We start from the raw sequence: 22,451 nt of genomic DNA, 5'->3' as shown, positions 1-22,451 counted from the left end.
GATGCGGCAGCGCCACGTCCGACCGACGGCACTGATGGCGAGTCGCGTCGGTGATCAGAAACTCCGCCGGCGGGTCGACGTCGTCCGTGACGCCCTCCTGGCCGATCTCCCGCCCGGGTACGACGAGACGGCCGCGGTGGTCCGCGCCGCGTTCGAGGACGACACGTTCACCGGCTGGATGCTGTGGCCGGTCTCGGAGGCGGTCGTCGACCGCGCCCTGGAATCAGGGTCCGCGCGGAGTTTCGACGACGCCCTGGACGTCCTCGCTCTGCTCACCACTCGACTCAGCGGTGAGTTCGCCATCCGGAGGATGCTCGACGCGGGGTTCGAGCGGACGCTCGCGGTGGCCACGGGATGGACGTGCAGCGTGGACCTGCACGTGCGCCGGCTCGCGAGTGAGGGGACGCGCTCCCACCTCCCGTGGGCCAGAGGCGTTCCGGAGCTGGTCCGACGTCCGGGGGTCACCCGCCCCATCGTCGACGCGCTCTACACCGACCGATCGGACTACGTGCGGCGGTCGGTGGCCAATCACGTCAACGACCTCGCGCGAGACGATCCCGACCTCGCGGCCGACATCGTGGCGGGCTGGCTGGACCACCCCGACGAGAACACGCCTCGTGTCGCCCGCCACGCGATGCGCACGTTGATCAAGAAGGGTCATCCGAGAGCCCTCGAGCTGATGGGGTTCGAGGGTGCCGATTTCTACGTGGACGGACCGTCGGTCGTCGAGCACGAGGTTCCCGTGGGCGCGAAGGTCCGGTTCACCGCGCGGATCACCAACACCGGAAACGTCCCGGCGCGGACCGCGATCGACTACATCATGCACTTCCAGAGAGCACGCGGTGTACTGCGACCCAAGGTGTTCAAGATCGTATCTCGGTCGATCGCACCGGGTGAAACGGTCGTCGTCGACACGTCGTACTCGTTCCGAGCTCGGACGACCCGGACCTTCCACCTCGGCGAGCACGCAATCGAGCTGCAGGTCAACGGGCGGCCCTACGGCCGCGACACCTTTCTACTCGTGGACCCGGAGGAGTCGTCGTGAGTGCGAGGGAGCAGATTCTCGGGATCGTGGAGTCGATACCGGCGGGCGGGTGACGACCTACAGGTCGATCGCCGACCTCGTCGAGGGCGCGACCGCGCGCAGCGTGGGTCACGCACTCAAGACGGATGGTCACGCAGTGCCGTGGTGGCGTGTCGTCACCGCGAGCGGTCGTCCCGCTCCTGGTGCCGAGCGAGCCGCGTACGAGCGTCTCCTCGGGGAGGAGATCCCCTGTCGACACGGCCGACGACGGGACCTACTCGGTCGACGTCGCGGCTGCGATATGGCACATCCCGAGTTCGCCATCCCCTTCTGCGGGACGGAGCGGGGCGGTTCGTGCCGAGGTCGAGTCGGATGCGCAACGAGTACACGTACCCGGCAGACCAGCGAGCGGCACGAGATGATCGAACCGCGGCTGGGCGGGCGTTGCACACGTTGATCGCACACCGTGCCGATTCCGCCTCTGTGGGGTGGTAAATGGGGGCGATGGAGGGGCCGACCTCTGCTGGCCGGCGGCGTCGTCGGCCAACTCCCAGGCGACCGGCCCGACCTGCACCCGCAACATCGTCGGCAGGTTCAACCCGGGCCGAACAGGCATCAGCAGTGCCTCCACCCGGGGCGTCCGCCCGAACCGGGCCGGCGCCGACAGCGACCCCACGGGCCCGGAGCCACCGCCCGACAGCGGTAGAACCGGGGACAGGGAGCGGGCCTGCGCTGCGGTCTCGCCCCATTTGATCGCCGCTGTGCACGCGGTCAGGTAGGTGCTCATGTAGATCAGCACCGTGCCCAGCGAGATCCCGAGCTGCTGCTGCGGCAGTTGCTAACTGTGCAGTTCAGCGGTGGTGGAGACGAGGGGAATCGAACCCCTAACCCCCGCCTTGCAAAGGCGGTGCTCTGCCAATTGAGCTACGTCCCCGGGTGGGTGCCGTTCACGGTACCCGGACGGACTCAGCGGGTGGTGGCCTCGTGCCAGAGATCATCGGACCCGACGCCCCGGAGCCGGGACCAGCCGACGTACGCGGCGCCGGCCACCACGGCCAGGGCGAGCAACTTCTTCATCGACGGGCCTCTCACGAGAGCTTCGGAGGGGAGAAGGTGTGGGCCTAGCTGGATTTGAACCAGCGACCTCATCGTTATCAGCGATGCGCTCTAACCAACTGAGCTATAGGCCCTTGCAACGTCGAGAAGACTACCCCACGGGTTCGAGCGGGTTACGCCGGGGGCCCGCCCGAGCCCGTGCGGAGCGGTCTCCGTCAGTCACGCTCCGACAGCGTCACCTCGATGCCACCGACCAGGTCGGCGGCGACGTTGTAGACGAACGCCACGATCGTGATGGCGACGGCGAACAGCAGGCTGTTCACGGCCCCGACGACGGCGGCGAGGCCGAACACCCGGCCGGCGCTGATGAGCGCACCGCCCGTCTCCGGCTGGGCGGTGACCAGGTCGGCGTAGGTGCCGTTCAGCCGGTCCCAGACGCCCATGCCGCCGAGCACCCCGTAGAGCACCCCGGCCGCGACCATCCACACCAGCCACAGCACGACCGCCAGCGCCAGCGCCATCTTGAGCACCGACCAGGGGTCGAGCCGCTTCAGCTGGAGCAGCGCCTGCCGGGGCGGCCGGTTGCGCACCGACGCCCTGGGGACGTCGGAGCCCGGCGCCTGCTGCTCCGGGTCGCGGACCGCGGTGGCGGTACCGCCGCCCTCGGCGGCGGCCGGGCCGGGTGCGGCGAGGAACGCGGTCGGGGCCTCGCTCAGCAGCGAGTCGGCCACGGTCCCACGGTCCGCGTCACGGGCACCGTCATGTGCGTCGGGCACCCGCCGCCACGGGGGCGGGGACGTGCCTGCCTGGTCGGCCACCGGCTCCTCCGGCTCGGGCTCGGCGGCCCGGGGGGTGGGGCTCGGCGGGACGTCCGGGGAGGACGCGGTCGTCGACGCGTCGTGGTCCGCATCGGTGGCGACGGTGCGGCCCTCGCCCTCCGACGGGGTGCGGTCGTCGGTGCTCACGAGCTGGAGCTCTCCTCGCTGGTCGTCGCTGCGGTCGTGCGGACGATCCGGGCCGGCGGGTGCCGCGGGCGGCCGGTCGCGTGGACCGGCCGCCCGCGACGACCTACGCCTGCTGGCCCGGGTCCTCCTCGGTCTCCTCCGCGTTGCGGGCGACCGCCAGCAGCGTGGAGCTCTCGCCCAGGTTCATCAGGCGCACTCCCTTCGTCTGCCGGCCGGCCTTCCGCACCTCGCGGGCCGAGGTCCGGATGACCCCGCCGGTGGAGGTGATCGCGTACAGCTCGTCGTCGATGCCGACGATGAGCGCACCGACCAGCGTGCCACGCCGACGGTCGTACTGGAGGGTCAACACTCCCTTCCCGCCGCGGCCCTGCACCGGGTAGTCCTCGATCGGGGTGCGCTTCGCGTACCCACCGGTGGTGGCGACGAGCAGGTAGGTGTCGGGCCGGATCACGCCGAGCGCGAGCAGCTTGTCGCCGCTGTTGAACCGCATCCCGAGCACACCGGAGGTGGCCCGGCCCATCGGGCGCAGCGCGTCGTCGGTCGCGGTGAAGCGGATCGACTGGCCCTCGGCCGAGACGAGCAGCAGGTCGTCGTCACCCGAGCAGAGGACGGCGCCGACCAGCTCGTCGTCGTTGCGCAGGTTGATGCCGATCAGGCCACCGGTGCGGTTGGAGTCGAAGTCCGTCAGCCGCGACTTCTTCACCAGGCCGTTCCGCGTCGCGAGGACGAGATACGGCCGCGCCTGGTAGTCCTTGATCTGCATGACCTGGGCGATCTCCTCGTCCGGCTGCAGTGCCAGGAGGTTCGCCAGGTGCTGGCCGCGGGCCGTGCGGTTCGCCTCGGGCAGCTCGTAGGCCTTCAGCCGGTAGACCCGCCCGCGGTTGGTGAAGAACAGCATCCAGTCGTGCGTGGAGCACACGAAGAAGTGGTTGACGATGTCGTCCTGCTTCAGCTGCGCGCCCTGCACACCCTTCCCGCCGCGCTTCTGCGCCCGGTACAGGTCGGTCTTCGTGCGCTTCGCGTAGCCGGTGCGGGTGATCGTGACGACGACGTCCTCGACGGCGATGAGGTCCTCGTCGGTGACGTCGCCGTCGTAGCCGACGATCCGCGTGCGCCGGTCGTCGCCGTGCTGCTCGACGATCTCGGCGAGCTCGTCACGGACGATCTCCCGCTGGCGCTCGGGGCGGGCCAGGATGTCCTCGTAGTCGGCGATCTCGCGCTCGATCTCGGCGAGCTCGTCGACGATCTTCTGGCGCTCCAGCGCTGCGAGGCGTCGCAGCTGCATGTCCAGGATCGCCTGGGCCTGGATCTCGTCGACGGTGAGCAGGTCGATCAGGCCGGCCCGGGCGACGTCGACCGTCGCGGAGGCCCGGATCAGGGCGATGACCTCGTCGAGGGCGTCGAGCGCCTTGACCAGGCCACGCAGGATGTGGGCCCGCTCCTCGGCCTTGCGCAGCCGGTAGCGGGTCCGCCGGACGATGACCTCGATCTGGTGCCGCACGTAGTGCCGCACGATCTGGTCGAGGCGCAGCGTGCGGGGCACGCCGTCGACGATCGACAGCATGTTCGCGCCGAAGCTGTGCTGCAGCTGCGTGTGCTTGTACAGGTTGTTCAGCACGACCTTGGCGACCGCGTCCCGCTTCAGCGTGACCACGATCCGCATGCCGATGCGGTCGCTGGACTCGTCGACGATCTCCGAGATCCCGGCGATCTTGCCGTCGCGCACCATCGTCGCGATCGACTCGATGAGGTTGTCCGGGTTGACCATGTAGGGCAGCTCGGTGACCACCAGCGTGGTCCGGCCCTTGGCGTCGTCCTCGACCTCGACGACGGCGCGCATCCGGATCGAGCCGCGCCCGGTCCGGTACGCCGACTCGATGCCGTCCCGCCCGACGATGAGGCCGTGGGTCGGGAAGTCCGGCCCCTTGATGCGCTCCATCAGCGCCTCGAGGAGCTCGTCGTCGGTGGCGTCCGGGTTCTCCAGGCACCACGTGACGCCGGCGCCGACCTCGCGCAGGTTGTGCGGCGGAATGTTGGTCGCCATGCCGACCGCGATGCCGGAGCTGCCGTTGATCAGCAGGTTCGGCACCCGCGACGGCAGGACGACCGGCTCCTGGGTCTTTCCGTCGTAGTTCTCGAGGAAGTCGACGGTCTCTTCCTCGATGTCCTGCAGCATCGCCATCGCCAGCGGCGAGAGCCGGCACTCGGTGTACCGCATGGCGGCGGCCGGGTCGTTGCCGCGCGAGCCGAAGTTGCCCTGCCCGGTGATCAGCGGGTAGCGCATCGACCAGGGCTGGGCCAGCCGCACGAGGGCGTCGTAGATCGCCGAGTCGCCGTGCGGGTGGTAGTTGCCCATGACGTCGCCGACGACGCGGGCGCACTTCACGAAGGAGCGGTCCGGCCGGAAGCCGTTCTCCCCCATCGAGTAGAGGACGCGGCGGTGGACCGGCTTGAGACCGTCCTCCACCAGCGGCAGCGCGCGCCCGACGATCACGCTCATCGCGTAGTCGATGTAGGAGCGCTGCATCTCCTGCTGGATGTCGACCGGTTCGACCCGGCCCCCACCCTCGCCGTCGCCCGCTGCGGGGGCGGCGGGGTCGATCGTGTCCGTCACGGAGTGATCCCCTCGTGGTGTTCAGACGTGCGTATGGGACAGACGTACGGACGGATCAGACGTCCAGGAAGCGCACGTCCTTGGCGTTGCGGGTGATGAACGACCGGCGGGACTCGACGTCCTCGCCCATGAGCACCGAGAACAGCTCGTCCGCGGTGGCGGCGTCGTCCAGGCTCACCTGCAGCAGCAGCCGGTTCGTCGGGTCCATCGTGGTCTCCCACAGCTCCTTGGCGTCCATCTCGCCGAGACCCTTGTAGCGCTGCACGCCCTGGTCCTTGGGGAGCTTCTTGCCCGCCGCGCGGCCGGCCTCGATCAGGCCGTCCCGCTCGCGGTCGGAGTAGGCGTACTCCGGCTCGGCGCCGCGGCCGCCCCACTTGAGCTTGTAGAGCGGCGGCTGGGCCAGGAACACGTGCCCGTTCTCGATCAGCGGGCGCATGAACCGGAAGAGCAGCGTGAGCAGCAGTGTCCGGATGTGCTGGCCGTCGACGTCGGCGTCCGCCATCAGCACCAGCTTGTGGTACCGCAGCTTGGAGAGGTCGAAGTCGTCGTGGATGCCGGTGCCCATCGCGGTGATGATCGACTGGACCTCGGTGTTCTTGAGGACGCGGTCGATCCGGGCCTTCTCGACGTTGATGATCTTGCCGCGGATCGGCAGGATCGCCTGGTGCATCGAGTCGCGGCCGGCCTTCGCCGAGCCGCCCGCCGAGTCGCCCTCCACGATGTAGAGCTCGCAGCTCTCCGGGTCGCGGGACCGGCAGTCGGACAGCTTGCCCGGCAGACCGCCGATGTCGCCTGCGCTCTTGCGACGGACCAGCTCGCGGGCGCGGCGCGCGGCGAGGCGGGCCTGGGCCGAGGAGACCGCCTTGTTGACGATCGTCTTGGCCTCGTTGGGGTTGCGCTCGAACCAGTCCGCGAGCCACTCGTTGGACACCCGCTGCACGAACGACTTGACCTCGGTGTTGCCCAGCTTGGTCTTGGTCTGGCCCTCGAACTGCGGCTCGGAGATCTTGACCGAGACGATCGCGGCGAGCCCCTCGCGGATGTCGTCCCCGGACAGCGCCGGGTCCTTCTCCTTGATCAGCTTCTTGTCGCGGGCGTACCGGTTGACGGTCGCGGTCAGCGCGTGGCGGAAGCCCTCCTCGTGGGTGCCGCCCTCGTGCGTGTTGATCGTGTTCGCGAACGTGTAGACGGACTCGGAGTAGCCGGAGTTCCACTGCATCGCGACCTCGACCTGGTGGCCGGGGCCCTCGCCGGTGTAGGCGACGATCTTGCGGTGGATCGGGTCCTTGGACTTGTTCAGGTGCGCGACGAAGTCCTCCAGCCCGTTCGGGTAGTGGAAGACGTACTCCTTGGGCTTCGCGACGTAGCCCTCGGCGTCCGGCTCCTCGTCGACGTCGACGACCGGAGCGGCCTCGACCGGGTTGCCGTCCTCGTCGACCGCGTCGGAGGAGGGGACGCCGGTCGCGGGGGTCTCGGGGCGGCGCTCGTCGCGCAGGACCATGGTGAGGCCCTTGTTCAGGAACGTCTGCTCCTGGAGCCGGCGCCGGATCGTCTCCAGCGTGTAGCTGGTCGTCTCGAAGATCGTCGGGTCGGCCCAGTAGGTGATCGTGGTGCCGGTGTCGGACTTCTTCGTGGTGCCGGCCTCGACGAGCTCGCCGGGCTTGGCGTGGTCGTAGCGCTGCTTCCAGATCTTGCCGTCGACCCGGACCTCGACCTCGAGCGCCGTCGACAGGGCGTTCACGACCGAGACGCCGACGCCGTGCAGACCACCGGAGACCGCGTAGGACTTGTCGTCGAACTTGCCGCCGGCGTGCAGGCTGGTGAGGACGACCTCGAGGGTCGGCTTCTTCTCCACCGGGTGCATCTCGACCGGGATGCCGCGGCCGTCGTCCTCGACGCGGACGCCGCCGTCGGGCTGCAGGGTCACGACGACCTTCGTGGCGTGACCGGCCATGGCCTCGTCGACCGAGTTGTCCACCACCTCCCAGATCAGGTGGTGCAGGCCCCGTTCACCGGTGGAGCCGATGTACATGCCGGGCCGCTTGCGGACCGCCTCCAGCCCCTTGAGGACCGTGATGGACGACGCGCCGTAGGCGTTCTTCGCTGCCTTGTCCTGAGCCACGAGTAGCTGGTTCTCCTCGCCACGTGAACCGGCCACGGGCGGGCACGTCGCGACGACGCGGACGACCGTGGATCCGGTTCCACCTACCGGGCGCTCTGGTCATGTCAGGGGAGCCACCCGGGAACACCTTTCCATCCTACCCGCAGGCACCCCCGGAAAGGCGGTCAGGACCCGCCCAGAACCGCCACAGACGGGCGAACGGCTTCCGGTGCGGGATCGGACGTGCCCGGGCGGGGCCGAGCGGTCCGGCGGCCGTGTCATCCCGCGCTCACCGGCGGCGAGAGCCCTGCGGCTCCCGGTCCACGGCTCCTCACCCGTAACGGGCCCTCCCGGCCGGGTACGACGGCGTGACGCGTCCGTACCGCTCCCGGGTCGGCCGGTGACCGCGCCGCGGACTCAGCCGTAGGTGTCGCGCGGGCCGCGGCCGCGGACGTGCCGCGGACCGTGCCGCCAGCTCGGCCCGCTCGGGCCCACCACCCGGATCCGGCGGACCACGTCCGGCCCGACCGCCGCCGCGAGCCGGGTGAGCAGTTGCCGCTGCAACGTCCGCAGCTGGGTGGCCCAGGCCGTCGACTCGGCCTGCAGGGTCAGCTCGCCGTCGCGCAGCGACACCGGGGTGCAGTGGTCGGCGACGTCCGACCCGACCAGCTGCGACCAGCGCCCGAGCACGGTGGCGTCGGTGAGGCGGGACGACCAGCCGCGGTCCATCGACACCCGGGACACCACGCGGCCGAACGGCTGCGGGTCACGGTCGTCCGGGCCCGATCCCGACCAGCGGCGGCGCCGGCCCTTCCCGGAGACGACCCGCAGCTTGGGGCGCGCCTCGTCGGCCCGCTCCTCCGCCTTCCGCGCGGAGGTCTCACGGGCCGCGCGCAGGGCGTCGCGGGCCAGGTCCGCGCCGCGCAGTCCGGCGCGCTCACCGGCGAGCAGGTCCCCCTGTTCACCCGGGACGCCGCCACCCGTGACCGGGCCGTGACCCGACTCGCCGGACTCTCCATCCCCAGGGCGGGCGCCGTCGGGACGGGCCGCACGAGCCGTTGTCCGGCGGTTCCCCGTCCCCCGACGCCGTCGCTCCCCCGGCCCGCCGGAGTTATCCACAGAATCCACAGGCTTGTCCCCAGTTCGCCGTGATGTGGCCGAGATCTGCTCCGTGCCCTCGCGGACGGCCGGTCATCGAGCCTCCCCGACCGGCTCCGTGCCCTCGCGGACGACACTCCGGTCACCGACGGCGAACCGGACCCCGTCCAACTCGGGGGGCACGTCCTCCCCGACCGCGGCGGTCACCAGCACCTGCTCGGCGTCCGCGACCAACCCGGCCAGCGCCCGCCGGCGAGCGGAGTCGAGCTCGGCGAAGACGTCGTCGAGCACCAGGACCGGCTCCACGTCGTCCGCCTGCAACAGCCGGTACGACGCCAGCCGCAGCGCCAGCGCGAACGCCCACGACTCGCCGTGGCTCGCGTAGCCCTTCGCCGGGCCGTCGCCCAGTGCCAGGTCCAGCTCGTCGCGGTGCGGGCCGACCAGGCAGACGCCGCGCTCGATCTCCTGCGTCCGGACCTCGGCGAGCCGCTCCAGCAGCAACGCCTCCAGCTCCTCCGCCGGGGCGGGCAGCTCGGCCACCCCGCCCGGCCCCAGGCTGGACCGGTAGTCCAGGCCGATCGGGTCCGACGATGGCGCGATCTGTGCGAACGCCTCCCGCGCGTACGGGGCGAGTGCGACGACGAGCTCACGACGGCCGGCCAGCAGCGCCGCTCCGGCCCGGGCCAGGTGCCCGTCCCACACCTCGAGGGTCGTGAGGTCGTCCGGGACGTCCGGGTCCGCCGGCGCGGGCCGCGCGCGCCCACGCGGGCCGCGCAGGGCGGGCTTCGCCGACTTCAGCAGGGCGGAGCGCTGGCGGAGGACCTTCTCGTAGTCGGAGCGGACCCCGGCGTAGCGCGGGAAGCGGGCGACGAGGAGCTCGTCGAGGAACCGTCGTCGTTCCGAGGGGTCGCCGCGCACCAGCGCGAGGTCCTCCGGGGCGAACAGCACGCTCCGCAGGATCCCCAGGACGTCCCGGGGCCGGGACACCGGCGAGCGGTTCACCCGGGCCCGGTTCTGCTTCCCCGAGTTGATCTCCAGTTCGACGCCGAGCTTCCGGCCGTGGTGGTGGACCTCGCCGCGCAGCACCGCCTGTTCCGCGCCGCGCCGGATCAGCGGAGTGTCCGACGAGACCCGGTGCGAGCCGAGGCTCGCCAGGTAGCCGATCCCCTCGACGAGGTTGGTCTTGCCGACGCCGTTCGATCCGACCAGCACGGTGACACCGGGGTCGAGCTCCAGCTCGGCCTCCGGCCACGACCGGAAGTCGGTGACCGCGAACCGCCTGAGGTACACCGCGTGGTCAGCCCCCCTGGGTCGAGCCGGAACCGGAGCTCGGACCCGCCTTGTCACCGGGGGCGCCGGCCGGGCCGGACTCCTTGACCGCGTGACCGCCGAACTGCTGGCGCAGCGCCGCGACCGCCTTCATCGCCGGCGACTCGTCCTGCCGGGAGGAGAATCGGGCGAACAGCGCCGCCGAGATCACCGGCAGCGGGACGGCGTGCGCGATGGCCTCCTCGATCGTCCACCGGCCCTCGCCGGAGTCGTCCACCCAGCCCTCGAGGTCGGCGAGCTCCGGGTCCTCCTTGAGCGCGTCGACCAGCAGGTCCAGCAACCACGAGCGGACCACGGTGCCGCGCGACCACGCCTGGATCACGCCGGGCACGTCGGTGATCAGCTCGCTGGCCTGCATGAGCTCGAAGCCCTCGGCGTACGCCTGCATCAGGCCGTACTCGATGCCGTTGTGGACCATCTTCGCGAAGTGGCCCGCACCGACCGGGCCGGCGTGCGCGAGGCCCTCCTCGCGCAGCCCCTCGGGCCGGAGCGCGTCGAAGATCGGCATCGCGCGCTCGATGTGCGCGGGCTCCCCGCCCGCCATCAGGCCGTAGCCGTTGTCCTTGCCCCAGATCCCGCCGGAGACGCCGCAGTCGACGTAGCCGATGCCGTGCGCCTCGAGGAGCTCGGCGTTCGGCTTGTCGTCGGTGTAGCGGGAGTTGCCGCCGTCGATCACCAGGTCGCCGGACGCGAGCGTGGTGGCGAGCGTGGCGACGGTGTTCCGGGTCGGCTCGCCGGACGGGACCATCACCCACACGACCCGCGGCGCCTCGAGCGCCCCGGCCAGTTCCTGCAGCGACGCCACGTCGCTCACCTCGGGCCGGGGGTCGAACCCGACCACCTCGTGCCCGGCGGCGCGCAGCCGCTCACGCATGTTGCCGCCCATGCGGCCCAGGCCGATCAGACCGATCTGCACTGCGATGCCCCCTTGTGTCACGCGCCGCCGGCCCGCCGCGTCGCGGGGGTCTGGCGGCCCTCGTCGATCACGCCGGGGGCGAGTCTTCCCCTCCGGCGCCGCGCTCGCCCGGCGGGGTCGCCGATCCGGGGACCCCGCTCACGGCGGCCCTGCCCGGTGGGACCCGGTCAGCCGGGCAGGCGGACCGGCATCAGCAGGTGCAGGTACCCGGACTTCTCGGGCGACGGCGCCTCGCCGTCGTCGGTGGCGGGCTTGGGCACCGGCCGGACGAGTGCCGGACGGTTCGGCGTCGTGAAGGTCAGCTGTGCCCGGTCGGTGTGCAGGGCACCGAGCGCGTCGAGCAGGTAGCCCGGGTTGAACGCGATGGTCAGCGGGTTCCCGTCCAGCGCACAGGGGAGCTCCTCCTCCGCGGACCCGACGTCGTCGCCGCCCGCGGCCAGGCGCAGGCCGTCCTCGCCGAACTCCATCCGGATCTGGGCGACCCGGTCCGCGACCAGCGACACGCGCTTGATCGCCTCGACGAGCATCGCGACGTCCAGCTCGACCGCGGTCGTGTGCTCGGCCGGGATCAGCTGGCGGAACCGCGGGAACTCGGCGTCGAGCAGGCGGCTGGTCGAGCGGCGGCCACCGCCGGTCAGCCCGAGCATCCCGTCGCCGGCCGACAGCGCGACGTCGACCGTCCCGGAACCGGCGAGCGTCTTGGCGACCTCGGCGAGGGTCTTCGCCGGGATGAGCACCGCGGTCGAGATCGACGCGTCCTCCGGGGACCACTCGAGCTCGCGGACGGCCAGCCGGAACCGGTCGGTCGCGGCGAGCGTCAGCTGCGATCCCTCGATCTCCAGCCGGATGCCGGTCAGCATCGGCAGCGTGTCGTCGCGACCGGAGGCCACCGCGACCTGTGCGACGGCGGCAGCCAGCGCGTCTGCGGCGACCGAGCCCGCCTTCTGCGGCATGTCGGGCAGCTGCGGATAGTCCTCGACCGGCATGGTCGGCAGGCTGAACCGGCTGTTCCCGCAGTTGATCGTGGCGCGCGCCCCGTCGACCACCAGGTCGACCGGCTTCGACGGCAGCGCCCGGGTGATGTCCGCGAGCAGGCGGCCCGAGACCAGCATCCGGCCCGGCTCACCGACGGTCGCGTCCAGCTCGACCCGGGCCGAGGTCTCGTAGTCGAAGCCGGAGACGGTCAGCTTCTCGCCGGCCGTCTCGTCAGAACCGTCGGACTGGATCAGGACCCCGCCGAGCACGGGCACCGGAGGGCGCGCCGGAAGGCTGCGGGCCACCCAGGCGGCCGCGTCCGCGAGGACGTCGCGTTCGACCCGGAACTTCATCAAGGACCTTCCCCGGTAGCGCCGCGACCACGGCCGGTGGGCCGGGCCGTCGACGGGACGGCGGTGCTGCGGCGGACGGACCCCTCCCCCGTCGCCCCGCCGGACGGTGCCGCCCGGAGCGGGCGGCGGCCGAACGGCCGGTGCGGGATCGGGACCCGGGGTTCGCCGGGACGTTCACGGTAGAGCCTCGCCCCGACAGTTTCCACGCCACCCCGGCACTCGGGGACGGCGGAGCGACGTCCGGTCCGCGACGGGGTGTGCCCGGACCGTGAGCCCCCTTCGTGTCCCTTCCACACAGGTGTTTTGGGGAAGAAGTTCTAGAGAGAGAAAACCCGTAGTAGGGATAGGTCCTGTGCACAGTGTGGATGGGCCGCATCGGTGCTGGTCAGCAGGCCGCGTCGACTGGGGACGTGCCCGTGGGGGCTTCCGTTGACAGCTCGCGCCGGCGGTGGACGGACGACGTCGACCCCCATCCGTCCCCGATTCATCCCGGGTTCACCACAGGGTTGTCCACCGATCCCGGGCCATCCGTCCACGGGCTCGGCGCGGTCCATCCACAGAGTTGTCCCCAGATGTGGGTGGAAACGTGGTGGATCGTGGACCGTGGGTGATGGCCGTCGCACGCCTCGCAGCACTCCTGCGTTGCGCGATGAACCCACATACGCCTCATCCGTTACCGCGATCTCCACGGAGAGTCACGGCTCCTACGTCGATGACGATCACCTGCCGGAGTGGCGGAGCGCCGAACGCCCGTTACCGGACGACGAACGGGAACCGTGGGAGCGACACGCGGGTGACGCCACGCCGGACCCGATCGGGATCGACTCGACCGGCCTCGGGGTCGGGTCGGCCGCCTCGACGGCGGTGTGGCGCGGGTACCCGATCATCCCGGACGGCTCCTCGTAACGCCGGAGAACGGATCTCAGGGCTGTTGTCCGTGTGGGTGCGGCGGAATCGGTACCGGTGCGAGCCGTGATCGGCCCGGCAGGGCCGTGATGATCACCCCGGGCCCTGTGGAGACGGGGCCGTGCCTGTGCAGGAACGGCTGCCCGACGCGGCCGTCCCGTCGGCGACGCGCGTCGTGCCGCCAGAGCACGACGCGCGGAACGGTCGGCTCGCCCACCGCGCTCGCCGCCGCGTGCCGGATGCGCCCGTGCCGCCCCTCTCGTGCCGCCCCTCTCGTGCCGGCCCCCTGTGCCGGACCCCGCCGTGCCGGACCCCGCCGTGCCGGATCCCCCGTGCCGAACCCGCAGGCGCTGCGGAGGGTTCGTGCCGCAGAGGGCCGCGCTGCACCTGCCCGCGCCGGTTCGGAACCCGGCGCACCCGTTCGCGGCCTGACGCACCCCACGCGTGGGGTGCGCGGGCCAGTACCGGGGTGCGTGGACTGGTACCGGGGTGCGTGACCGGCACCGGGGAGGCCCACGACACGTCGACCGGACCGGGTGTGTCGGCGGAGCGGAGCCCGGCGACGCGGGGGAAAGCCGGGTCGGTGCCGGGTCAGTGCCGGGCGCGCAGCTTGATCCGCGCGGTCAGCTCCTGCACCTGCTCGAAGGTCTTCCGCCGGAGCGAGATCTCGTTGCGGATCTTCTTGTCGGCGTGCATGACGGTCGTGTGGTCCCGGCCGCCGAACGTCTGCCCGATCCGCGGGAGGGAGAGGTCGGTCAGCTCGCGGCAGAGGTACATCGCGATCTGACGGGCCTGGGCGAGCGCCTTCGTCTTCCCGGGACCGGAGAGGTCGTCGAGCGTGACGCCGAAGAACTCGGCGGTGACCGCCATGATCGTCGGCGCGGTGATCTCGGATGCGGCGGAGTCGGGGATGAGGTCGCGCAGCACGATCTCGGCGAGCTGGGTGTCGACGGCCTGCCGGTTCAGCGACGCGAACGCCGTGACCCGGATCAGCGCACCCTCGAGCTCGCGGATGTTCCGCTCGATCCGCTCCGCGATGAACTCCAGCACCTCACCGGGCACGGCGAGCCGGTCCTGCGCGGCCTTCTTCCGGAGGATCGCGATCCGGGTCTCCAGCTCGGGCGGCTGGATGTCGGTGATCAGCCCCCACTCGAAGCGCGTGCGCATCCGGTCCTCGAGCGTCTCGAGGCGCTTCGGCGGCCGGTCGGAGGAGACGACGATCTGCTTGTTCGCGTTGTGGAGGGTGTTGAAGGTGTGGAAGAACTCCTCCTGTGTCCCCTCCTTGCCCTCCAGGAACTGGATGTCGTCGACCAGCAGGACGTCGACGTCGCGGTACCGGCGCTGGAAGGCGACCTTGCGGTCGTCCCGCAGGGAGTTGATGAAGTCGTTCGTGAACTCCTCGGTACTGACGTACCGGACGCGCATCCCGGGGAACAGCCGCTGAGCGTAGTGCCCGACGGCGTGCAGCAGGTGGGTCTTGCCCAGCCCGGACTCGCCCCAGATGAACAGCGGGTTGTACGCCCGCGCCGGCGCCTCGGACACCGCGACAGCGGCGGCGTGGCTGAACCGGTTCGACGCCCCGATCACGAAGGTGTCGAAGGTGTAGCGCTCGTTGAGCCGGGTCTGCGACCGCGGCGCGACCGGGTCGCCGGCCTGCGGCGCGGTGTAGGCGGGCCAGGAGGTCCCGCCGCCGTCGCGCGAGCCGCTGTCCGCCGACGGCGGCTGCGGTGCCCATCCCCCGGACGACACGGTCGTCTCGGACGGGTAGGCCCGGCTCCGGCCGGTGTCGGCGGCCGGGAGGTCGTCCGCGGCGGTGCCGGGCCCGTCGTCCCCGGTGCCGGTCGCCGGCTCGGTCCCGTCGTCGAGGGCGACGGTCCCGGAGGTGTCGTCGGAGCCCTCGGACAGCGCCGCGGAGGCCGCGGCCTCGGGTGTGCCGGTGTCCCGCGCGCTGTCGCCGGCGGTGACACCGCGCGGCAGGTCGAACCCGGGCGGGTCGGGCACCTCGGTGCCGCCGAAGGCGGCAGAGGCGTCGACGACGACGGCCAGGTTGACGCTCACCCCGAGGTGGCGGCCCAACGCGTCGCTGATCGGCCGGCGGAGGATGCGCTCGATGGCGTCCTTGGCGAACTCGCTCGGGGCGGCCAGCAGTGCGGTGCCGTCCAGGAGCCCCAGCGGGCGGGTGAGTCGGAGGAACGCGCGTTGCTGCGGGGAGAGTGCGGGAGTGCCCGAATCGGCCGACGAGCCCGACAGATCGGCGATGACCCGGTTCCAGACCGCGCCGAGATCGCCCGGCTGGTCGGTCATCCGCGGTTCCCCCTCCCGCTCGTCCCCGTCGGTGTGCTGCTCCCCCTGTAGTAGCGGTTCGACCGCCACTCGGAGGCGTCCACTGCTACCCAGGGTTGCTGCATCCCCAGAGTTGTCCACACTTGTGCGTAAAGGTACGCAGGAGGCGTCGCCCGGCTCGCAACGGGGCGGCCGGTCCGGCGTCGTGTGTGGTCTTCGGTCGAGCTACGGGCAGTCGTTACCGCCCGCCGGTGGCGGGTGGGGCGGCGACGCTAGCAGCAGCCGCCGGACGGGCGTCCCGCCGGGCGGCCGGGGGCGCCCGGGGGTGGTTTGACCCTCCGGAAACGCGCTGCGTACCCTTGACGACTGGACACTGGTCAGGAAGGGCGTGTCGCGCCCGTCCGCCACGACCATCGCCACCGCGCGACGGCCGGAACGACGACCGGTGCCCCACGAACCCGAGCCAGACCGCAGAGAACATCGGCGTCGCAGGGCGCCTGCGAGCCGCCGACCAGGAGAGCCGACCGTGAGCAAGCGTACTTTCCAGCCGAACAACCGCCGCCGTGCCAAGACGCACGGTTTCCGGCTTCGCATGCGCACCCGCGCCGGCCGGGCGATCCTCGCCGCGCGCCGCCGCAAGGGGCGCAACGCCGTCTCGGCCTGACCGGCCGGCGCCCCCACCGGCCCGCGCCGTGCTGCCGGCACACGCCCGGCTCACCCGCCGGCCCGAGTTCGCCTCGACGATCAAGCGTGGCCGACGTGCCGGCCGGTCGAGGCTGGTGGTGCATCTCGACCTGACCCGCCCCGGCGGCGTGCCCGAGCACGCCTCGCCGAGGGCGGGTTTCGTCGTGAGCAAGGCCGTGGGCAACGCGGTCGTCCGGCACCGGGTGACCCGGCGCCTGCGGCACCTCGTCTCCGACCGCATGGACCAGCTGCCGGCGGGAGCCGCGCTCGTCGTCCGGGCGCTGCCCCCGGCGGGCCGGGCCACGTCCGCCGAACTCGGAGCGGATCTCGACTCGGCCCTGCGGGCGGCACGCCGTCCGCGCAGGCCGCGACCGGCTCCGGAGAGTGCGCGGTGATCCGCCCCGAAGACACGGCGCGGGACGCCGTCGACGACCACACCGCCGGCGAGTCGCCGACGGGCGACGAGCCCACCCCGGTGCGGCCCCGGTCGCTCGGGGCACGGGCCGCGGTGGGCGCCGTCCGCTGGTACCAGGTCTGGATCTCCCCGAACCTCATGCCCAGCTGCCGGTTCCACCCGAGCTGCAGCGCGTACGCCGTCGAGGCGCTGGGTGTGCACGGCCTGATCCGGGGGCTGGGACTCACCACGTGGCGGCTCCTGCGCTGTGCACCGTGGCACCCTGGCGGCTGGGACCCCGTGCCACCGCGACGACGGCGGCGGGGTCGGCGCCGTCCGCCCGCCGGCGAACAGCCGGAACGGCCGTCCACCGACCCGCCCCGAACCGAAGGCTTCCCGAGCGGCACGGACCGCTGACCAGCGGCCCCGGCCCGAGACCACGAGGAGCAACACACCTGTGCTGGACTTCATCTACTACCCCGTCAGCTTCATCATGTGGGTCTGGCACAAGGTGTTCGGCTTCGTGCTGGGCGAGGACAGCGGCTTCGCGTGGGCGCTGTCGGTGGTCTTCCTGGTCTTCACCCTGCGGCTGATCCTCTACAAGCCGTTCGTCACGCAGGTCCGCTCCATGCGCAAGATGCAGGAGATGGCGCCGGAGATGCAGAAGCTCCGGAAGAAGTACGCCAACGATCGCCAGAAGCTCGCCACGGAGATGCAGAAGCTCCAGCAGCAGAACGGCGCCAACCCGCTGATGGGCTGCCTGCCGATCCTGGTGCAGATCCCGGTCTTCATCGGTCTGTTCCACGTGCTGCGGGAGTTCAAGCCGGGCAAGACCGAGAACTACTTCTTCAACGCCCAGGAGAACGCGTCGTTCGTCGACTCGGACCTGTTCGGGTCGAAGCTGGGGTCGGCGATCTTCCCCCTGCAGAACACCGCGTCGGTCACGGACCTGGGCGGCAACTACGTCGCGCAGTGGGTCGTGATGGTCCCGCTGATGATCGCGGCCGGCATCTTCACCCACATCACCGCGCGCCACTCGGTGGATCGCCAGCAGGCGCAGATCGCGGCCGGTACCGCTGCGGCGAACCCGCAGGCCGAGATCATGCAGAAGCTGATGCTCTACGTGTTCCCGATCGGTGTCGTCGTCGGTGCGCCGTTCCTGCCGCTGGCCGTTCTCTTCTACTGGGTCTCGAACAACCTGTGGACCCTGTGGCAGCAGCACCACGTCTACAAGCGGATCGACGCCGAGGAGTCGGAGAAGCGCGAGAAGGCCGTCGAGACGGCCAAGAGCCTCGCCCCGCGCCCCGGCCAGAAGCCGGTCCGCAAGGACGGTAAGAGCACCGCGAAGGACGTCCGCGACATCGCCGACGAGCCGCTGTCCGAGGACGAGGAGGCTGCCGCGCCGAAGGGGTCCGACGGCGCCTCCGCCGGGTCCGGCGCCGACGGTGGGACTGCCGACGGCACCGCCGCCAACGGCATGTCCGCCGGCGGTTCGGGCACGAACGGTTCCGGAACGAACGGTTCCGGAGCGAATGGCTCCGCCGGGAACGGTGAGAAGAAGCCCGGGGCGAAGCCGGTGCAGCGCCGTCAGGGCGCCAAGTCCAAGCGCGGCAAGCGCCGCTGACCACAGACCCGCGAGCCGACGACGGCCCCGGCGGTCCCCCGACCGCCGCGCGGGCCCGGGCATCGCGAACCCGCGTTCCGACGAGAGGAGAACCCCTGTGCCCACCACTGCGAAGGACCCTGCCGAGGGAACCGACGTGCAGGACAAGCCGTCCGGTGACGACATGCTGATCCAGGAGGGCGACGTCGCAGGCGACTACCTGGAGCGCCTGCTCGACATCCTGGACTTCGACGGCGACATCGACCTCGACGTCGACGGTGGCCGCGCGATCGTGAGCATCGAGGGCGCCGACGACGACACCGATCTGGAGAAGTTGGTCGGTGACAAGGGAGCGGTGCTGGAGAGCCTCCAGGAGCTCGCCCGGCTCGCCGTCCAGCAGCAGCTCGGCAGCCGCAGCCGCCTCATGCTGGACGTCGCCGGCTGGCGCAAGCGTCGGCGTGACGAGCTGACCGACCTCGGGCTGGAGACGGCGCGAGAGGTCAAGTCGTCCGGTGAGTCGGCCCGGCTGCGCCCGATGACGCCGTTCGAGCGCAAGGTCGTCCACGACGCCGTCGCGACCGTGAAGGGCGTCGTCAGCGAGAGCGAGGGCGAGGAGCCGCGCCGGCAGGTCGTCGTCCACCGCAAGTGAACGGACATCGGGAGCCGGTCCCGGAGGTCGCGGGCACGGTGTTCGGCGAGCGGGCCGGTCTGGCCGCCCGCTACGTCGAGCACCTCGCGACCTCCGGGATCGAGCGCGGCCTGATCGGGCCGCGGGAGCTGGACCGTCTGTGGGACCGGCACGTGCTCAACTGTGCGGTGCTCGCCGAGATGGTACCGCCCGACGCGAAGGTCGTCGACGTGGGCTCCGGAGCGGGCCTTCCCGGGATACCGTTGGCGCTGGCCCGCCCGGATCTCCGGATCGTCATGATCGAGCCGCTGGCCCGGCGGGTGGACTGGCTCGACGAGGTGGTCTCCGATCTCGGTCTCGACGTCGCCGTGGAGCGGGGGCGGGCCGAGGAGCCTGCGGTTCTGCGACGATGGGAGGGCGCCGACGTGGTGACCGCCCGGGCGGTCGGGCCGCTCGCCCGGCTCGCGGGGCTGTGCCTGCCGCTGCTCCGTCCCTGGGGTGCGATGCTGGTACTGAAGGGCGCCTCCGCCCCGGACGAGATCGCGCGCGACGCGGAAGCGGTCCGGGCACTGGGGGGTGGTGATGCCCGGTTGCACGAGGTCGGCAGCGGTGTCGTCGACCCGCTGACCACGGTGGTCGAGATCCCCCGCATCGGCGCGCCCCGACGCACTCGCAGGAAGGAACGGCGATGATGAGGAGCAGGACATCGTCCTCGGCTGTTCCACGTGAAACAACGGCAGGGGAAACGACGGAGAGAGGGCCGCGCGTGAGTCTTGGTTGGACCCCCATCGCGGACGAGGCCGAACGGGCCGCCCGCGTACTGCATCCCGACGACCACAGCATGCCGCGGCCGGCCGAACGACGGGTCCTGGGCGTCGCCAACCAGAAGGGCGGCGTCGGGAAGACCACGAGCACCGTCAACCTGGCCGCGGCGCTCGCGATGCACGGCGTGCGCGTGCTCGTGGTCGATCTCGACCCGCAGGGCAACGCCAGCACGGCGCTCGGCGTGGAGCACCGGACCGGCACGCCGTCGGTGTACGAGGTCATGCTCGGTGAGATCCCGCTCGAAGAGGCTGCGGCCGTCAGCACGGCGTCGCCGAACCTGCTCTGCATCCCGGCGACGATCGACCTCGCCGGTGCCGAGATCGAGCTCGTCAGCATGGTGGCCCGGGAGTCCCGGCTGTCCCAGGCGCTGAACGAGGAGTCCCTCTCGAAGCTGGACGTCGACTACGTCCTGATCGACTGCCCGCCCTCGCTCGGCCTGCTGACGGTGAACGCGCTCGTCGCGGCGTCCGAGGTCCTGATCCCGATCCAGTGCGAGTACTACGCGCTGGAGGGCCTCGGACAGCTGCTGTCGAACATCGACCTGGTGCGGTCGCACCTGAACACGTCGCTGCACGTGTCGACGATCCTGCTGACCATGTACGACGGCCGCACCAAGCTGGCCGACCAGGTCACCTCCGAGGTGCGCCAGCACTTCGGCCCGACGGTCCTGCGCACCGTCGTCCCGCGCAGCGTGAAGGTCTCGGAGGCGCCGGGCTACAGCCAGACCGTGCTCGCCTACGACCCCGGTTCCCGCGGCGCGATGAGCTACGTCGACGCCGCCCGTGAGATCGCCGAGCACGGCGCCTCGGGCGCGTACCGCACGGGCGGGCGCTGACATGGCCGACCGGACAGAGGGCTGCTCCTGATGGCAGAGCGCAAGGGCGGCCTCGGCCGCGGCCTGGCCGCACTGATCCCGACCGGCCCGGCCGAGGGCGGGGAGCAGCCCGGATCCAACGGTGCCGGTGCGCCGCTGCACCGGCCGGCCCCGGCGGTGCAGCGCGACGACGCGGAGACCGAGACCCCGGTCGTCGACGGCGGCGCCGAGTACCGGGAGATCCCGCTGAAGCGGATCGTCCCGAACCCCAAGCAGCCGCGCACCCAGTTCGACGACGAGCAGCTCGGCGAGCTCGAGCACTCGATCCGCGAGTTCGGGCTGCTGCAGCCGATCGTGGTCCGCCGATCCGGCCGGGACTACGAGCTGATCATGGGCGAACGCCGGTGGCGTGCCGCCCAGCGGGCCGGTCTCGACACGCTGCCCGCGATCGTCCGGCACACCGCCGACGACGTCATGCTCCGCGACGCGCTGCTGGAGAACATCCACCGCGTCCAGCTGAACCCGCTCGAGGAGGCGGCCGCCTACGAGCAGCTGCTCGGCGAGTTCGGGGTGACGCACTCGGAGCTGGCCGACCGCCTCGGGCGCAGCCGCCCGGTCGTCACGAACATGATCCGGCTCCTGAAGCTTCCGGTGACGGTGCAGCGACGGGTCGCGGCCGGAGTCCTGTCCGCCGGACACGCGCGTGCGCTGCTCGGTCTCGAGGACGCCGGCCGGCAGGAGGACCTCGCGACCCGGATCGTCGCCGAGGGATTGTCGGTCCGGGCGACCGAGGAAGCCGTGGTGCTCGCCCGCCAGGACGGACCGCCGCGGGAGCGTCGTGCCCGGAAGCGGGGCGAGCAGCGCCCGGAGTTCACCGAGCGGGCGGACCGGCTGTCGGACAGGTTCGACACCCGGGTCAAGGTCGAGATGGGTCAGCGGAAGGGCCGCATCGTCGTCGAGTTCGGTTCGGTCGAGGACCTGGATCGGATCACCGGGATGATGGGCATCCGCGAGCAGGACTGACGATCACTCCCCTGCGGCCGCCGTCCGGATCCGGGCGGCGGCCGCAGGTGTTTCGGTTGCCCGTGGAGGAAGACGGGTTCCGGTGGCGCCCCCGCTGGCACCGTCGGGAGCGTGCGTTTGAGGGCGTCCTGAGATGGACGGAGACGGCCTTGCGTGGCTCTCCTGTGGTTGTTGGGCCCGGGGGGCTCACGGAAAGGGCTGCGGGGATCTGAGGGCCTGGAGTCGGGATCTGTATCGGTTAAGTCCCGGGATGGAGTCGGACCGGTCCGGTTTCACGTGAAGCGGGCACGCTCGGGGCATGACGTGGGTCTGCTCCCCGGCTTGGCGCTCCACTCACCCCGGAGTCCTGCCGGGTAGGGGCGGAGCCGCACACGGACGAGGCGGATCGCCGGACCCCGGATCGCCGGATCGCCGGACCGCCGGACGGCCGGGCCGTCTGGCTATCGGGCCGCCGGCGATCGGATTGCCGGCCGACGGATTGCCGGGCCGACGGATTGCCGGGCCGTGGGACCGTCGGGCCGCGGGGCCAACAGGCCGTCGGGCTGCCGGGCCGACGGATTGCCGGGTCGTCGGGCTGCCGGGCCGTCGGAGCGCCGCGCCTCGAACGGCAGGACCGCACCGCCGAGCATCGGGCATCGGACTACAGGACCGCACCACCCGAGCGCCGTGCGTCCGACTGCTGGACCGCGCAGCGGCGAGCCCTGTGGGATCGGAAGGTCCCGGCTGTTCCGGGCCGTGGAGGCGCGGTGCAGAGCGATCGGGGGTGCGGGAGAAGCCGGCTCAGACCGCGCAGATCTCAAGGGGGGTTGATCACGGATCAGGACGAGATCCGGCTAAAGATGGCCGTTCGACTGCCCGAT

At 71.6% G+C, this 22,451-nt stretch carries 18 protein-coding genes and 2 tRNA genes; 9 read left to right on the top strand and 11 right to left on the bottom strand.

Translation table 11 applies throughout. The features are described from left to right. Nucleotides 1-310 precede the first annotated feature (310 nt). Nucleotides 311-1,045 carry a hypothetical protein gene (locus Ae150APs1_RS33660; protein WP_249266360.1) on the top strand — a complete coding sequence of 245 codons (735 nt, stop codon included), beginning with the start codon at nt 311-313 and terminating at the stop codon, nt 1,043-1,045. Between the two features lie 837 nt (nt 1,046-1,882). Here the strand turns inward: Ae150APs1_RS33660 and Ae150APs1_RS16540 are convergent. The 11 genes from Ae150APs1_RS16540 to dnaA form a co-directional block, all read right to left on the bottom strand. Further along, a tRNA-Ala gene (locus Ae150APs1_RS16540) sits at nt 1,883-1,958 on the bottom strand. 32 nt (nt 1,959-1,990) lie between these two features. Then, the gene (locus Ae150APs1_RS32860; protein ID WP_010230562.1) at nt 1,991-2,101 is read right to left on the bottom strand and encodes a DLW-39 family protein; all 111 of its coding nucleotides are present in this window, start codon (nt 2,099-2,101) and stop codon (nt 1,991-1,993) included. Nucleotides 2,102-2,140: 39 nt separating this feature from the next. Continuing rightward, a tRNA-Ile gene (locus Ae150APs1_RS16535) sits at nt 2,141-2,214 on the bottom strand. Between the two features lie 81 nt (nt 2,215-2,295). Next, complete coding sequence (locus Ae150APs1_RS16530) at nt 2,296-3,045, bottom strand: DUF3566 domain-containing protein (protein ID WP_075298754.1); 750 nt, start codon at nt 3,043-3,045, stop codon at nt 2,296-2,298. Nucleotides 3,046-3,148: 103 nt separating this feature from the next. Continuing rightward, a complete protein-coding gene (gene gyrA, locus Ae150APs1_RS16525) occupies nt 3,149-5,659 on the bottom strand; it encodes a DNA gyrase subunit A (protein WP_075298751.1) in 2,511 nt (836 codons plus the stop codon). Nucleotides 5,660-5,714: 55 nt separating this feature from the next. Beyond that, nucleotides 5,715-7,781: a DNA topoisomerase (ATP-hydrolyzing) subunit B gene (gyrB, locus tag Ae150APs1_RS16520; RefSeq protein ID WP_029239554.1), complete on the bottom strand. Its 2,067-nt coding sequence runs from the start codon at nt 7,779-7,781 to the stop codon at nt 5,715-5,717. A 396-nt stretch (nt 7,782-8,177) separates the two neighbouring features. Then, on the bottom strand, nt 8,178-8,888 hold the full coding sequence (locus Ae150APs1_RS16515; protein ID WP_337819672.1) for a DciA family protein: 711 nt from the start codon (nt 8,886-8,888) through the stop codon (nt 8,178-8,180). A gap of 63 nt (nt 8,889-8,951) precedes the next feature. After that, complete coding sequence (gene recF / locus Ae150APs1_RS16510) at nt 8,952-10,148, bottom strand: DNA replication/repair protein RecF (protein WP_010230548.1); 1,197 nt, start codon at nt 10,146-10,148, stop codon at nt 8,952-8,954. A gap of 7 nt (nt 10,149-10,155) precedes the next feature. Then, nucleotides 10,156-11,103 (bottom strand): phosphogluconate dehydrogenase (NAD(+)-dependent, decarboxylating), encoded by a 948-nt coding sequence (gene gnd / locus Ae150APs1_RS16505; RefSeq protein WP_075298748.1) that lies wholly within the window; start codon nt 11,101-11,103, stop codon nt 10,156-10,158. Nucleotides 11,104-11,270: 167 nt separating this feature from the next. Next, nucleotides 11,271-12,431: a DNA polymerase III subunit beta gene (gene dnaN / locus Ae150APs1_RS16500; RefSeq protein ID WP_010230543.1), complete on the bottom strand. Its 1,161-nt coding sequence runs from the start codon at nt 12,429-12,431 to the stop codon at nt 11,271-11,273. A gap of 1,497 nt (nt 12,432-13,928) precedes the next feature. Beyond that, the gene (gene dnaA / locus Ae150APs1_RS16495) at nt 13,929-15,641 is read right to left on the bottom strand and encodes a chromosomal replication initiator protein DnaA (protein ID WP_075302201.1); all 1,713 of its coding nucleotides are present in this window, start codon (nt 15,639-15,641) and stop codon (nt 13,929-13,931) included. 505 nt (nt 15,642-16,146) lie between these two features. Between dnaA and rpmH the strand changes: the two genes are divergently transcribed. The 8 genes from rpmH (at nt 16,147) to Ae150APs1_RS16455 (ending at nt 21,591) form a co-directional block, all read left to right on the top strand. Next, nucleotides 16,147-16,284 (top strand): 50S ribosomal protein L34, encoded by a 138-nt coding sequence (gene rpmH, locus Ae150APs1_RS16490; protein ID WP_029239552.1) that lies wholly within the window; start codon nt 16,147-16,149, stop codon nt 16,282-16,284. A 28-nt stretch (nt 16,285-16,312) separates the two neighbouring features. Further along, nucleotides 16,313-16,699, top strand: a complete 387-nt coding sequence (gene rnpA, locus Ae150APs1_RS16485; protein WP_075298745.1) for a ribonuclease P protein component — start codon at nt 16,313-16,315, stop codon at nt 16,697-16,699. Nucleotides 16,700-16,779: 80 nt separating this feature from the next. Continuing rightward, nucleotides 16,780-17,115 carry a membrane protein insertion efficiency factor YidD gene (yidD, locus tag Ae150APs1_RS16480; RefSeq protein WP_050802367.1) on the top strand — a complete coding sequence of 112 codons (336 nt, stop codon included), beginning with the start codon at nt 16,780-16,782 and terminating at the stop codon, nt 17,113-17,115. A gap of 40 nt (nt 17,116-17,155) precedes the next feature. After that, the gene (gene yidC, locus Ae150APs1_RS16475; protein WP_075298740.1) at nt 17,156-18,322 is read left to right on the top strand and encodes a membrane protein insertase YidC; all 1,167 of its coding nucleotides are present in this window, start codon (nt 17,156-17,158) and stop codon (nt 18,320-18,322) included. A gap of 97 nt (nt 18,323-18,419) precedes the next feature. After that, nucleotides 18,420-18,950, top strand: a complete 531-nt coding sequence (locus tag Ae150APs1_RS16470) for a R3H domain-containing nucleic acid-binding protein (RefSeq protein WP_075298737.1) — start codon at nt 18,420-18,422, stop codon at nt 18,948-18,950. Continuing rightward, nucleotides 18,947-19,621 carry a 16S rRNA (guanine(527)-N(7))-methyltransferase RsmG gene (gene rsmG, locus Ae150APs1_RS16465; protein WP_075298734.1) on the top strand — a complete coding sequence of 225 codons (675 nt, stop codon included), beginning with the start codon at nt 18,947-18,949 and terminating at the stop codon, nt 19,619-19,621. Before Ae150APs1_RS16470 ends, rsmG begins: the two co-directional genes overlap by 4 nt. A 74-nt stretch (nt 19,622-19,695) precedes the next feature. Beyond that, on the top strand, nt 19,696-20,589 hold the full coding sequence (locus Ae150APs1_RS16460) for a ParA family protein (protein ID WP_010230521.1): 894 nt from the start codon (nt 19,696-19,698) through the stop codon (nt 20,587-20,589). Nucleotides 20,590-20,619: 30 nt separating this feature from the next. Further along, nucleotides 20,620-21,591 carry a ParB/RepB/Spo0J family partition protein gene (locus tag Ae150APs1_RS16455; protein ID WP_060574428.1) on the top strand — a complete coding sequence of 324 codons (972 nt, stop codon included), beginning with the start codon at nt 20,620-20,622 and terminating at the stop codon, nt 21,589-21,591. Nucleotides 21,592-22,451 lie beyond the last annotated feature (860 nt).

This window comes from Pseudonocardia sp. Ae150A_Ps1 (assembly GCF_001932315.1).
GTDB lineage: Bacteria > Actinomycetota > Actinomycetes > Mycobacteriales > Pseudonocardiaceae > Pseudonocardia.
The sequence above is the reverse complement of the archived record's forward strand: the minus strand, read 5'-3'. Positions and strand labels throughout refer to the sequence as shown.

What these genes read in the sequence shown, in the direction of transcription:
- Ae150APs1_RS33660 (WP_249266360.1), top strand. Translation starts at nt 311, where the DNA reads ATGCTCGACGCGGGGTTCGAGCGGACGCTCGCGGTGGCCACGGGATGG.
- Ae150APs1_RS32860 (WP_010230562.1), bottom strand. Translation starts at nt 2,101, where the DNA reads ATGAAGAAGTTGCTCGCCCTGGCCGTGGTGGCCGGCGCCGCGTACGTC.
- dnaN (WP_010230543.1), bottom strand. Translation starts at nt 12,431, where the DNA reads ATGAAGTTCCGGGTCGAACGCGACGTCCTCGCGGACGCGGCCGCCTGG.
- dnaA (WP_075302201.1), bottom strand. Translation starts at nt 15,641, where the DNA reads ATGACCGACCAGCCGGGCGATCTCGGCGCGGTCTGGAACCGGGTCATC.
- Ae150APs1_RS16455 (WP_060574428.1), top strand. Translation starts at nt 20,620, where the DNA reads ATGGCAGAGCGCAAGGGCGGCCTCGGCCGCGGCCTGGCCGCACTGATC.